This is a genomic window from Polaromonas sp. P4_H1 (assembly GCF_056400945.1).
In genome coordinates, this window is the sequence record NZ_JBFUKG010000009.1 from 146,400 (window position 1) to 158,743 (window position 12,344).

Annotated in this window: 12 protein-coding genes; 7 read left to right on the forward strand and 5 right to left on the reverse strand. The window is 61.0% G+C overall.

All coding sequences use genetic code 11. The features are described 5' to 3' along the window. Window positions 1–7 precede the first annotated feature (7 nt). Window positions 8–1,693: an ATP-binding protein gene (locus tag AC1DS5_RS13455; RefSeq protein ID WP_477718763.1), complete on the reverse strand. Its 1,686-nt coding sequence runs from the start codon at window positions 1,691–1,693 to the stop codon at window positions 8–10. A 359-nt stretch (window positions 1,694–2,052) separates the two neighbouring features. On the opposite strand from AC1DS5_RS13455, the gene AC1DS5_RS13460 reads away from it, so the two are divergent. From AC1DS5_RS13460 to AC1DS5_RS13475, 4 genes are all read left to right on the forward strand, one after another. Next, window positions 2,053–2,670: a LexA family protein gene (locus AC1DS5_RS13460; protein ID WP_477718764.1), complete on the forward strand. Its 618-nt coding sequence runs from the start codon at window positions 2,053–2,055 to the stop codon at window positions 2,668–2,670. Between the two features lie 339 nt (window positions 2,671–3,009). Then, on the forward strand, window positions 3,010–3,966 hold the full coding sequence (locus AC1DS5_RS13465; protein ID WP_477718765.1) for a LysR family transcriptional regulator: 957 nt from the start codon (window positions 3,010–3,012) through the stop codon (window positions 3,964–3,966). Between the two features lie 189 nt (window positions 3,967–4,155). Next, window positions 4,156–5,136 carry a Bug family tripartite tricarboxylate transporter substrate binding protein gene (locus AC1DS5_RS13470; protein WP_477718766.1) on the forward strand — a complete coding sequence of 327 codons (981 nt, stop codon included), beginning with the start codon at window positions 4,156–4,158 and terminating at the stop codon, window positions 5,134–5,136. 11 nt (window positions 5,137–5,147) lie between these two features. After that, window positions 5,148–6,752: a gamma-glutamyltransferase family protein gene (locus AC1DS5_RS13475; RefSeq protein ID WP_477718767.1), complete on the forward strand. Its 1,605-nt coding sequence runs from the start codon at window positions 5,148–5,150 to the stop codon at window positions 6,750–6,752. A 268-nt stretch (window positions 6,753–7,020) separates the two neighbouring features. On the opposite strand, the gene xth is transcribed toward AC1DS5_RS13475, so the two are convergent. The 4 genes from xth to AC1DS5_RS13495 are packed head-to-tail and all read right to left on the reverse strand — an operon-like array spanning window position 7,021 to window position 9,797. Continuing rightward, complete coding sequence (gene xth / locus AC1DS5_RS13480) at window positions 7,021–7,803, reverse strand: exodeoxyribonuclease III (RefSeq protein WP_477718768.1); 783 nt, start codon at window positions 7,801–7,803, stop codon at window positions 7,021–7,023. Window positions 7,804–7,846: 43 nt separating this feature from the next. Beyond that, the gene (locus AC1DS5_RS13485; RefSeq protein ID WP_477718769.1) at window positions 7,847–8,443 is read right to left on the reverse strand and encodes a DUF4337 domain-containing protein; all 597 of its coding nucleotides are present in this window, start codon (window positions 8,441–8,443) and stop codon (window positions 7,847–7,849) included. A gap of 1 nt (window position 8,444) precedes the next feature. After that, on the reverse strand, window positions 8,445–8,939 hold the full coding sequence (locus AC1DS5_RS13490) for a dihydrofolate reductase (RefSeq protein WP_477718770.1): 495 nt from the start codon (window positions 8,937–8,939) through the stop codon (window positions 8,445–8,447). A 3-nt stretch (window positions 8,940–8,942) separates the two neighbouring features. Then, window positions 8,943–9,797: a thymidylate synthase gene (locus tag AC1DS5_RS13495; RefSeq protein ID WP_477718771.1), complete on the reverse strand. Its 855-nt coding sequence runs from the start codon at window positions 9,795–9,797 to the stop codon at window positions 8,943–8,945. A gap of 372 nt (window positions 9,798–10,169) precedes the next feature. Here AC1DS5_RS13495 and AC1DS5_RS13500 point away from each other — a divergent pair, with 372 nt between their 5' ends. The 3 genes from AC1DS5_RS13500 to AC1DS5_RS13510 all read left to right on the forward strand — a co-directional run bounded on the left by AC1DS5_RS13500 (window position 10,170) and on the right by AC1DS5_RS13510 (window position 12,281). Next, the gene (locus AC1DS5_RS13500) at window positions 10,170–10,841 is read left to right on the forward strand and encodes a dioxygenase family protein (protein ID WP_477718772.1); all 672 of its coding nucleotides are present in this window, start codon (window positions 10,170–10,172) and stop codon (window positions 10,839–10,841) included. Window positions 10,842–10,975: 134 nt separating this feature from the next. Continuing rightward, entirely contained in the window at window positions 10,976–11,323 is a 348-nt protein-coding gene (locus AC1DS5_RS13505; RefSeq protein WP_477718773.1) for a hypothetical protein, read from the forward strand. A 109-nt stretch (window positions 11,324–11,432) separates the two neighbouring features. Beyond that, window positions 11,433–12,281, forward strand: coding sequence for an alpha/beta hydrolase (locus tag AC1DS5_RS13510; protein WP_477718774.1), 849 nt, complete (start codon window positions 11,433–11,435; stop codon window positions 12,279–12,281). The last annotated feature ends 63 nt before the right edge of the window (window positions 12,282–12,344 follow it).

Here is a 12,344-nt window from a genome sequence, read left to right on the forward strand (position 1 = left end):
AATGACGTTAAACAGGCAGCGCAAAATGAAACACCGCGCCCTGACCTACCTTGCCCTCGGCCCACACGCGACCGCCATGTCGGGTCACCACGCGGTGGACGATGGGCAAGCCCACCCCGGTCCCTTCAAACTCGTCATCACTGTGCAGCCGCTGAAAAATCTCGAAGAGCTTGTCATACTGGTCCATGCTGAAGCCAGCGCCGTTGTCGCGCACCGAATACACCGCTTCCCCACCGTCAAGGCGGCCACTGACTTCAATCAGGGGGCTGGGGGCACGGCTGCTGTATTTCACGGCATTGGACAGCAGATTCACCCAGACCTGGCGCAGCAGCGCAGCGTCTGCCGGAGCCGGCGGCAGCGAATCCAGCACGATGCGTGGCTTATTGCCTTCCGGATGGCGTTGCAGGATCTCGTCGATGACCTGTTGGGCCAGTCCCTGCATGTTCACGCTGGCTTTGCTGATCTCGCTCCGGCCCAGCTTGGAAAAAGCCAGAAGGTCGTCGATCAGTTTGGCCATGCTTTTGATGTTGTCCCGGATGACCGACACATAGCGCCGACCCTTTTCGTCCAGTCGGCTGGCGTAATTCTTTTCCAGCAGGCCGGCATAGCCGCCAATGACACTCAGCGGTGAGCGAAGGTCATGGGTCGCCGCGGACGTGAAGCTTTCCAGGCTTTTGTGGCTGGCTTCCAGTTCTTCAGCCCGTGCCTTCAGCGCCGCATTGAGGTCGAGGATCTCCGTTTCCATTTCTTTTTGCTGGGTGACATCCTCGGAAATTCCCAGGAGGTGAGTCGCTACGCCGTGCTCGTCCAGCACCGCCACCTTCTTGGTGCGAAGCAGGCGGACTCCCTGGTTGGCCGTCTGCAGGGGCTCTTCAGCGACTTCCATGATTCCGCCGCTGGTCAGGACTTCGCGGTCCTTGGCTACAAAATGATCGCTTTCGTCCTGGGGGAAGAAGTCATGGTCACTTTTTCCGAGCAACTGGTCGCGCGAATATCCGAGCAAGTCCTCGCCTGCCCGATTGAGCCTTACAAACTTCAATTCGGCCGCATCCTTGATGAAGATCATGTTCGGAATGTTCTCGATGATCGAGTCAAGAAAACGGTTCGCCGCCAGCAGCTCAGCAGTGCGTTCGGCCAGCTGTTCACGGCTTTCGTGAAGTTCCCTGTTGCGCTGTGCGGTTGCGTCGTAAGTCGACATCAGCAGATTGAGGATTTGCGCACGGCTGGCCGTAATCTGGTGCGTCTGGCCATGGAAGAAGATGTCCACCCCCGGGCCCTTTTCTGCCTCGGTGCGAAGGCGCTGGTTGCTGAGCGCATGCTGTACGCGTGCCAGCATATGGGTTTTGTCGTAGGGTTTGATGACAAAGCTGTCGGCGCCACTTTTGAGCCCGAGCAACACGTCATCGGGGTCCGACAGGTTGGTCACCAGAATCACCGGAATATGACAAAGATCGGGGTTGGCCTTGATCTGCCGGCACAGTTCATAGCCGCTCATCTCGGGCATGTTGACGTCGCTGACAACCAGTGCGGGTCGTATCTGCGTCGCCAATTCCAGTGCGAGCCGGCCGTTGTTCGCGACGCTGGTCTTGTGCCCCTCTTGTTCGAGGATGCGGCGCAACATGTAGGCCTGCACGCCGCTGTCTTCTGCGATCAGGATATGCGCGGGTGAAGTGGCAGGTTCAGCAGAATTCATGGTGCCACTTCCTGGGTTACTGGTAACCCGTGTATGCGAGTGGCAATTCGCCCTGAATGATGCTTGCTGTCGTGCTGTGAAAGGCGGGCGCGGCCGTGGTACTGACGTGCCGGCAGTTTTGCGAATGAGGCTGGAGGTGTCGCGTCTGGTTAATTGTTTCCATCAATTAAGCCTGCTTCCCTTGGCACAGCTCCAAAGACCATGGGGTCATCGATGGGGCTTGTGCGTGTCAGTTATTTTTGGGCTAGTTTAACTAGCATTCTTTTATCGTACAAGCAATCAGGGGTATTGCATTTCGGGGAAAGTTTAACTATCCATGAATATTTTTCTATCTTGTCGTGGGAATACCCTCATATTCCATGAGCATCCACACATTAATCCGCGAAAAACGCCGGCTGTTAGGGCTGAGCGAGCAACAATTCGCTGATGCGGTGGGCGTCAGCCGCGGTGCCGTACAACAATGGGAAAAACCAGACGGAACGGCGCCCAAGCGCGCCAATCAGCCGAGAGTAGCCGAACTCCTGGGGATTTCGGTGGCCGAGCTCGTGTCCGGCGACTCCCGCATGAGCCTGGGCCTCGATGTGCGGGCTGAAATACCTCTGATTTCCGAAGTGGAGGCGGGCAACTACACGGTCATCGACAATTTCAAGCCCCGGGGCGGCTTTGAGACGGTGCCTGTCACCGTGCCGGTCAAACGCCACACTTTTGCCCTGCGTGTGCATGGTGACAGCATGGTGGGCAGCACCGGCGACTCTTTTCCCGAAGGTTCCATCCTGGTGGTGGAGCCCGAATTGACGGCCGAGCCCGGTGACTACGTGATCGTGCTGAACAGCAAAAACCAGACCACGTTCAAGCAACTGGTCAAGGACGGCGCTGATTATTACCTCAAGCCCCTGAATACCCGTTACCCAGTCAAACCTCTGGGTAGCGCCGAAATCATCGGCGTGGTGCGCGAGTTCACCAAACGTTTTCGTTAGAGCGCCAGTGGTCAGCGGTTAGTGCTTGGTGAGGCGGCGGGCCTGAAGCCTTTGGCTGGCCTGTATGACGGCGCATTGGTTCAGGACAGTTCAAGCCCGGCCAGCACCGGCGCATGGTCGCCAGGGCGCTCGGTTTTACGCGGCTGCTCAAATAGGCGCAAAGGCATCCGGCAGCCCCAAGTCGAGCGGCGCAGTGAACGTGCTGGCGTTCTTCCAGGGTGCGGTGGTGATTCCTCGTCCTTGCGTTTTCGCAAAAATTACAGCGCTCGCATTCGCGTCATATAGTTGCCGAATCAAAAAACCATCAAAAAACCATCAAAAAACCATCAAAGGACCATCATGAGTCTTTCCGCGGCCGACATGCGGGCGCGCTGCCTGCAGGAAACGGCGCTGCGTTATTTCTTCGAGGTGGCGCGCTGCGGCTCACTGACTGAGGCCTCGGAACGGCTTCACGTGGCGACTTCGGCGATCAGCCGCCAGATTGCCGGGCTGGAACAGGCGCTGGGTACGGCGCTCTTTGAGCGGCATCCGCGTGGCATGGTGCTGAACGCGGCCGGCGAGATACTGGCAACGCACGCGCGCCGGGCGAGCCTGGATGCGGAAAGAGCTATCCATGAGATCCTTGCCTTGCAAGGCCTGCGCTCGGGCAAGGTGCGAATCGCCGCATCAGAGGCTTTTGCCAACGAATTCCTGCCGCCGCTGATCATCGCATTCAGAGCCGGGAACGAGGGCATCGTTTTCGAGTTGAATGTCGAGCCACCGGTCCAGGTTTCGGTGCGCGTTCGCGACGGCGATGCAGACATCGGATTGAGATTCAGCCGTGCCCCGGACAAGGAGATCAAGGTCGAGTACCGCCAGCCGGCGCCCGTTCTGGCGCTGATGCGCCACGATCATCCCCTGGCCCAGTCCCGGTCGGTCACGCTGGCACAGATGTGCGCCTATCCGATGGTGCTGCCTGCGCCGGACACGACGGTGCGCCAGATGATCGATATGGAGTGCAGCCGCCAGCAATTGCTGATGGAGTCCGTGCTGACCAGCAACAGCATGACGACGCAGCACAACTTTGTCGTGCATGGCGGCGGTATCACCGTCTGTGGGGAGGTGTCGGTGCGGCACCTGGTTGCTGCCGGCACGCTGGTGGTGATTCCGATCCGCGATCACGGCATGGGTTTGCGCTACATCGAGGTGCAAACGCTGGCCGGCCGCAGCTTGCCGCAAGCGGTACAGTCCTTTCTCGACTATCTCAAGCAACGCCTGTCCGAGCAGCCACAGACGGGTTGCGGCTTCGGGCTTTGATGTCACGCCGCTAGCCGTTTGATTCCGTCCGATGAGCGATAAGTCCTTGCAGTTTGCGTGCCCGGGTTTGCCGTTTCGGCAACCAAACATTGCAAATTCTCTTATTGTGGTAATGCTGAAGTCTTCCTAAGATGCCGTCGGAGCTGACTTTCCTGGCATCGCTCGCCCACAACTCAAGGAAAATTTCACATGCGTTATCTGTCTAGCTGCCTCCGCATGCTCGGAGTCGCCTCGCTCATTGCCGCAGTCGCAGCCGCCCAAGCCCAAGCTTGGCCCGAGCGGCCGGTGCGACTGGTGGTGCCGTTTCCCGCCGGCGGCGCAACCGACCTGGTTGCCAGGGTTATTGCTCAGCGCGTGTCAAGAGACATCGGGCAGCAGGTCATCGTTGACAACAAGGCCGGTGCGGGCGGCACGATAGGTTCGGCCGAGGCCGCAAAGGCGACGGCCGATGCCTATACCCTGCTATTGACGACGAGCAGCACGCATGCCATCTCGCCGCACCTCATGCCCAGGCTGCCCTACGATCCCATCAAGGATTTCACGCCGATTGCGCACCTGGCCGACGCCGCTAGCGTGCTGCTAGTGACACTGTCGCTGCCTGTGAAAACGGTGCCCGAGTTGATCGCATACGCCAAAAAGCATCCCGGCCAACTCAATTACGCCAGCAGCGGTAATGGCACCATCGTGCATTTGACGACCGAAGCCTTCAAGGCCCAGGCTGGCATTTTTATCACCCACGTGCCTTACAAGGGCACGGCATTGGCCATTCCCGATGTCATTGCCGGCTCGGTGCCGGTGCTGATCGACTCCATCCCGTCCGGCATGCCGCATGTCAAGAGTGGTCGCCTGCGTGCCTTGGCCGTTACCGGAGACAAGCGCTCCGCACTGGCGCCCGAGCTGCCGACCGTGGCCGAGGCGGGTCTTCCTGGTTTTTCATCCGTGACCTGGTTTGGGTTGTATGCACCGCGCGGCATGAAAGCTGATCTGGTGGGGCGTGTGCATGAGGCCTTCGCGAAAGCGGCCCACGCGCCCGAAGTGGTGGAAAGCCTGGCCAAACTCGGCGTTGAACCCGCCCCACTGGGCACGCCCGCACAGTTCGCCGAGATGGTGTCTGCCGACAGTCAGCGCTGGGCACGCATCATTCGCGAACGCAAGATCACCCTCGAATGAAATACGCACCCATGCCCATTCCATCCGCCATGGACTTCGCGAATCCCTATGCCTCGGCCCGTTCTGCCGTGCTGGGGCGCAACGTTGTCAGTACCTCGCAGCCACTCGCTGCACAGGCTGGCCTGCGCATGCTTCTTGCCGGAGGCAATGCCGTTGACGCCGCCATCGCCACGGCGATGGCGTTGACGGTTGTCGAGCCGACCGGCTGCGGCCTCGGCAGCGATGGCTTCGCGATTGTCTGGGATGGCAAGGAGTTGCACGGTCTGAACGCCTCCGGCCGTTCGCCCGCGGCCTGGTCAGCCGACCGTTTTGCTGGCCACGGTGCAATGCCCGACAAAGGCTGGGAGGCCGTCACGGTGCCTGGTGCTGTTTCGGCCTGGAGCGCACTGTCGCGCCGTTTCGGCCGCCTGCCGTTCACCGCCCTGGCCGCGCCTGCCATTGATTACGCACGCAACGGCTTTGCGGTATCGCCAGTCATCGCGCATTTATGGGCGCTGGGCGGTGTGCGGCTGGGCGAGCAGCCTGGCTTTGCCGAATGCTTTCTCCCCGATGGCCGCGCCCCGCGCGCGGGTGAATTGTTTCGCAGCGAGGCTCATGCGAGCACGCTGGAGGCTATTGCCGAAAGCCATGGCGAGGCGTTTTACCGCGGCGCGGTGGCCAAGCGCATCGCGGCCCATGCCAAAGCCCATGGCGCGGCGCTGACGGAGGATGATCTGGCCAACCACAGCGCCGACTGGTGCGGCACGCTGGCGCAGCCCTTCGCTGGTTCCATGGTGCACGAACTGCCGCCGAATGGGCAGGGCATTGCAGCCTTGATGGCGCTGGGCATGATGGAGGCATTGGGGATTGGCAACCAGCCGCCTGACCATGTTGATACGGTGCACCTGTCGATTGAGGCAATGAAACTCGCGCTGGCAGACCTGCATCAATACAACGCCGACATTGACGCCATGCAGATCCCGCCCTGCGCGCTGCTGGCCCCAGCCTACCTGGCCGAGCGAGCCAGGCTGATTGACCGTCACCGGGCTGCCGACCCCGGCCATGGTGCGCCCAAGCCGGGCGGCACCGTCTATGTGGCAACGGCGGATGCCTCCGGCATGATGGTCTCCTTCATCCAGTCCAACTACATGGGATTTGGCTCGGGCGTTGTTGTGCCAGGCACCGGCGTCAGCCTGCAGAACCGAGGCCATGGCTTTTCCCTGCAGCAGGGACATGCCAATCAGGTAGGGCCTGCCAAGCGCCCTTCGCACACCATCATTCCGGCGTTCGCCATGCATGCCGACGGCACGCCGCAAATGGCCTTCGGTGTGATGGGGGGGCCGATGCAGTCACAAGGCCATGTGCAAATGGCCTTGCGCGTGCTCCACTACGGGCAGAATCCGCAAGCCGCGGCCGATGCGCCACGCTGGCGAGTGACGGGCGGACGCAAGGTGGCCGTTGAACCGAACTTTGACGCGGACGTGGTTCGCGAGCTTGCTGCGCGCGGGCATGAGGTCACTGTAGAGCGCGGTGATGGTGTTTTTGCCTTTGGCGGCGCGCAGCTGGTGTACAGGCGTGGCGACAGCTACGTCGCCGGCTCCGACCCGCGCAAGGACGGCCAGGCCGTGGCATTCTGATTTACCGGTTGCTCCCGCTGGGCTGCGTTGGCGACTGCCTGGCTGGCTGCCGGGCATAGGCGGCGGTATGTTGTTTGTGTTGGCGGCCTATATGGCGAGCAAGGTTTTTGCGGCCTGCCTGCATTGGCGCGGCGTCATAAAAACGAGGCAGCCAGCGGGCCAACTGGCGGAGTCGGACGCGCGCCGACCCGGTGCGAGGGACAGGGCCTGGGTTTTAAATAAATAATGGCCATATCCATTGTTAGATGGCTCATTATTGATATTATTTTTATAGCCAATCGAGTTCCGCCACGACCGGCGCGTGGTCGCTCGGGCGCTCGTTTTTGCGTGGCAGCTTGTCGATCAAGCAGCTTTTTACGGCTGGCATGAGTGCATTGCTCACCAGGATGTAGTCAATGCGCAGGCCGCGATTCCTGCGAAACGCGAACTCCCGGTAGTCCCACCATGAGTAGGTTTTTTCCGGCTGCTCGAACAGGCGGAACGCATCGTGCAGGCCGAGCCCGAACAGTCCCTGCAGGTGTTGCCGTTCGTCGGTGGTGTGATGAATCGTTTCGTGCAGGCCTTGCGCGTCATACGTGTCGCGGTCGTCTGCGGTGATGTTGAAGTCACCCAGCAGCACCAGCTTCGGGTGCCGGACGAGTTCTTCGCGCAGCCACGCGCGCAGGCCGTCGAGCCAGCGCATCTTGTATTCAAACTTCTCGGTGCCCGGTGCCTGGCCGTTGACAAAATAGCCGTTGACAACGCGCACCTCGCCGCTCGGTGTGTCCAGCGTCGCAACAATCACGCGCGACTGCTCATCCGTGAAGCCGGCTATGTTCTTCACGATGTTACGTGCCGGCGTGCGACTCAAAATGGCCACGCCGTTGTAGGTCTTCTGGCCGAACACCGCACTCTGGTAGCCCACATCGGCCAGTGCCTGCAGCGGAAACTTGTCGTCGGAAAGTTTGAGTTCCTGCAGGCACAGCACATCCACCGGATTCGCCACCAGCCAGTCAAGGACCTGCGGCAGCCGCACGGCCAGCGAGTTGACGTTCCAGGTGGCGATTTTCATGGTTTTGGAGCTCCAGGGCAAGCAAGATAAGGAGGAGATGCTATTAAATATGCAGCAAGGCGAGCGCGCCGACCGCCATGCCCACGCCGGCCAGTGCGAACATGCCGTATTCCAGCCAACGCTTGCGTGTCAGCAGGGCAATGGCCGCCAGCGCGATGGAGACCTGCAGCACCGTGGTGGCCTGCGCCCAGCGGTGGTGCTGATGCATCTGGTTGTCCGACGACTTGTCCCAGGTGGCAGCTTCAGCCTCCAGTTTCTCGGCTGCTGTCTTGATTTCGTTCTTCTCTTTTTCGTAGCGCTCGATCTTGCTCTGGTAGGCGACCTTCCTGTCTTCAGGCGCCAGATCGCGGGCGAATTCGGCGAGTGACTGCTTGGTGCTCTTGGCCTGAAAGTAATTCCACTGGTTGGAGGCTTCGGTTTTTTTGATGGCGGCGTTATTTTTATACAGGCCTGCATTGGCCTGGGTCGCACCGCCCATGTAGGCAAAAATGGCCCCCACGGTCGCAATGATGGCCGTCACGACGGCGATCTGCGCGATCATGCCGCCGCCGCTGTCGTGTGCTGCGCCATGAGCGCCCTGGGCGGCATGCTCCAGCTCGTGGTCGTGCGGCCCGTGGACGTGAAATCCGGCTCCTGACATGTCAATTCCCCTTGTGTTTGTCGTAAGTGATAAAACTGAATTTCAGCCCATTGGAGGAGATGTGATCCTCACGCGCAGCTTCAATCCATTCGGAACCCAGCGGGGGCGCAAAGGCATCCCCTTCAAAGTCCTGGGCAATTTCGGTGACTTCGATGCGCTGCGCCAGGGGCTCGGCTTGCGCGTAAATTTGCGCGCCACCGATGACCCAGACTTCTTCAGACTGCCCGCAAAGGCTCAAAGCGTCGGCCAGGCTGGAAGCGGGCTCGGCGCCATCTTCTTTCCAACCCTGCTGCCGCGTGATGACCACGTTGCGGCGGCCGGGCAGGGGGCGGAATTTGGGCGGCAGTGAGTCCCAGGTCTTTCGCCCCATGATGACGGGCCAGCCCTGGGTCAGGCGCTTGAAGTGGGCCATGTCTTCCGGCAGATGCCAGGGCATGCGATTGTTGTTGCCGATCACGCCGTTGGCGGCGCGGGCAAAAATCATGTTGATGCGCATGAACTACACCGCTACCGGCGCCTTGATGGCCGCATGGTGCTGGTAGTCCAGGAACTCGAAGTCGTCAAACTGGTAGTCGAAGATCGACTCGGGCTTGCGCTTGATGTGGAGTGTCGGATAAGGGAAGGGGGCGCGGCTCAATTGCAGGGCCACCTGCTCGGCGTGGTTGCTGTAGATGTGGCAGTCGCCGCCCGTCCAGATGAAGTCGCCCACGTCCAGGTCGCACTGCTGCGCCACCATGTGCGTGAGCAGCGCGTAGCTGGCAATGTTGAAGGGCACGCCGAGGAAGATGTCGGCGCTGCGCTGGTAGAGCTGGCAACTGAGCTTGCCTTTACCGCCAGCTTCCGTGGCAGGCGCGACGTAGAACTGAAAAAATGCGTGGCAAGGCATCAGCGCCATCTTGGAGAGGTCAGCCACGTTCCAGGCGCTCACGATGATGCGGCGCGAGTCGGGGTTGGTCTTCAGCGTCTTGATGACTTCGCTGATCTGGTCAATATGCCCGCCGTCAGGCGTCGGCCAACTGCGCCATTGCACGCCATAGACCGGGCCCAGGTCACCGTCTTCGCGGGCCCACTCATCCCAAATTGTCACGCCGCGCTCTTTCAGCCAGTTGTTGTCGCTGCTGCCGGTTAGAAACCACAGCAGCTCCTGCACGATGGATTTGAGGTGAACCTTTTTGGTCGTCACCAACGGAAAACCTTCGTTCAGGTCAAAACGCATCTGGTAACCAAACACGCTCTTGGTGCCAGTGCCCGTGCGGTCGGCCTTGAAGACACCGTGCGTGTCGACGTGGCGCATGAAGTCTTCGTACTGGGAGCGGATGGGGCGGTCAGGGCGGTTTTCGGGAGGGGTGTTCATGGATAGCCAACAGCTTGATGATTTTGAGTGCCTTGCCCCGCTGCAGCAGCAACTTTTCCAGGCCGGGGATGGCAGATTTTATGCGGACTGGCGTTGTCTGCTGGTTTCCTGCGCTGGACAATCCTTGGGTTTGACGGGCTAATTGGACGCTGACCCCAGTTACTCAGTGCCTCCGCAGCCATGGGGTCTCGCCTTCCCCTACCGCGCGTCCGCCGCTGCTTGCTTTCCGCCGACCGGCACGCTAGGCTAATCCTGCGCTCAACCTGGCCCGAGCAAGCGGCGCGTCGCACCGCCTACTCGGGCCGGTCAGCGTTGACGTCAGGCGTGTCTTTATGTCTACAGCGAGTGTAAACATCCAGAAGGGCAGCAAACATGGACAAGCATCAATTTCCGAGGGCTGGCTTGGGCTTCTCACGACGAATCCTCTTACACAAGAGTGCCGTGATACTTGGGGGCGGGCTTCTGGCCGGCCCCGCTTTTGCTGCCAGGCAAGGCTGTCGGCCCACCGAGTCCGAAGTCCTCGGTCCGTTCTATCGGTTCGGCGCGCCATCTCACTCCCGGCTGGCAGGTCCTGACGAGCCCGGTGACAGGCTTGTTCTGACCGGCACAGTGTTCAGTTCAGACTGCCGTACACCTCTCCCGGGGGCCTTGATCGAGGTGTGGCAAGCGAATCACGCTGGCTTATACGACACCAACAAGCCAGGCAACTTCACCGAGGCCGGCACTTTCCACTTGCGGGGGATGCTGTATACGAATGAAAAGGGGCAATACGAGATTGAGACGATTGTGCCGGGCCGATACCCTATTCCGCCAAATCTCCCGGGGCTCGAGAAATATGGGGGGCTGACGCGACCTGCGCATATTCACTTTCGGGTCATGGAATCGCTGCATGTTCCGGTGACAACGCAGCTCTATTTCAAGGGCGACCCCTTCATTGCCAAAGATCCGTGGGCCGGCCGCAAGCCATCGTTGGCCATTGATTTAAAGCAGGACGGCAAGCTACGCCGCAGTGTTTTTGACTTTGTACTCGCCAGGGGCTTGTAGAAAGCAAAGGCGCGCCTGACAGACGGCTGCACCTCAGCGTCAGGCCGATCGTCAGGCCGCTCAAGGAATGCGACCATCCATCGTGCCTGACCACTACCCTGCCGCGTCGCGCACATGTTGAGCTGGAGACCGCCATGCCGGAGCAACTCACCAAGCATCCCGAGGTGACCCTGCAGGTCCTGCGCAGCGCGGGCGCCAAGTGCGCTGAGGGCGCTCCCCAGGACATACTCACCAGCTGCCCCACCGAGCGTTTTTGCAAACTGTCGGGCGGTGAGATCTGCGTCTTCGGCTTGAACGATGCCTCGAAAATGACACAGATTACGTCGATCGAGTGGAGAGCTCTATTGCCGTCTGTCCTGCCCGAACCACCGTCTACGTCCGGATTGTTCGCGAGCGAAGCGCTGCTGAGCGGCGGTTTGGGCCTGCTGGCCGGCGTGGCCATAGGTCTGGTCGTCTCGCATTTGCGCCGCCGGCACTCCTGAGGCGACGAGCGGTACGGTCAAGCCTGCGAGCCAGCATGTCAACACAACAGACGCTCCCGTCCAGACAGCGGCCTGGCTACAAGGGCGTCCCCTTTTTTCGGTGCGGACGATGGATGTCTTGCTAAAAATGTTGACCGTGGGCGGTGCGGCGTATGCCGTGTTGTTGGCCATCGTGTTTGTGCTGCAGGGACACCTTCTTTACTTCCCCGATGCGGGGCGGCAGATTCTGCAGACGCCCAAGGATGCCGGGCTCGACTATGAGGCGGTGTGGTTGTCGACGGAAGACGGAGTCCGGATCGAGGCCTGGTACGTCCCCGCGCCGGCGGCGCGCGGCGCGGTGCTGCTCGCCCACGGCAACGCCGGCAACATATCGCACCGGCTGGACTACGCCCGCATGTTCCACCGCCTCGGCTACTCGTTGCTGTTGCTCGAATACCGCGGCTACGGCCGCAGCGAAGGCAAACCAAGCGAGGAGGGCACCTACGCCGATGCCCGCGCCGCCTGGCGCCACCTCGTGGCGGAGCGGGGATTTCCGTCCGGTCGCATCGTGCTGGTGGGCGAGTCCCTGGGCGGCGCCGTCGTCGCCCGGCTTGCTGCCTCCGAGCGCCCCGGGGCGCTGGTGCTCGCGTCATGCTTCGTCTCGGTGCCCGAGCTGGCGGCAGAGCTCTATCCCTGGCTGCCGGCGCGGTGGCTGGCGCGCTACCGCTACGACACGCTGGAGGCCCTCGGGCGCGTCTCGAGCCCGGTGTTCATTGCCCATAGCCGGCAGGACGACATCGTGCCGTTTCGCCACGGCGAGCGGCTGTTTGCCGCCGCCCGGGAGCCAAAAGCGTTTTTGGAGCTGGCCGGTGGCCATAACTACGGTTTTCTGTTCACGCGTGAGGCATGGCGTGAGGCGTTGGGGCGCTTCCTGGCACAGCATCTCCCGGCGGACGCCATGGGGCCTGTTCCACGGTAAAAAGTTCGGGTACAGTATTTTTATCGGGGCTGTTGCTACCCGGCTTGATGGCTGTATTGCGCA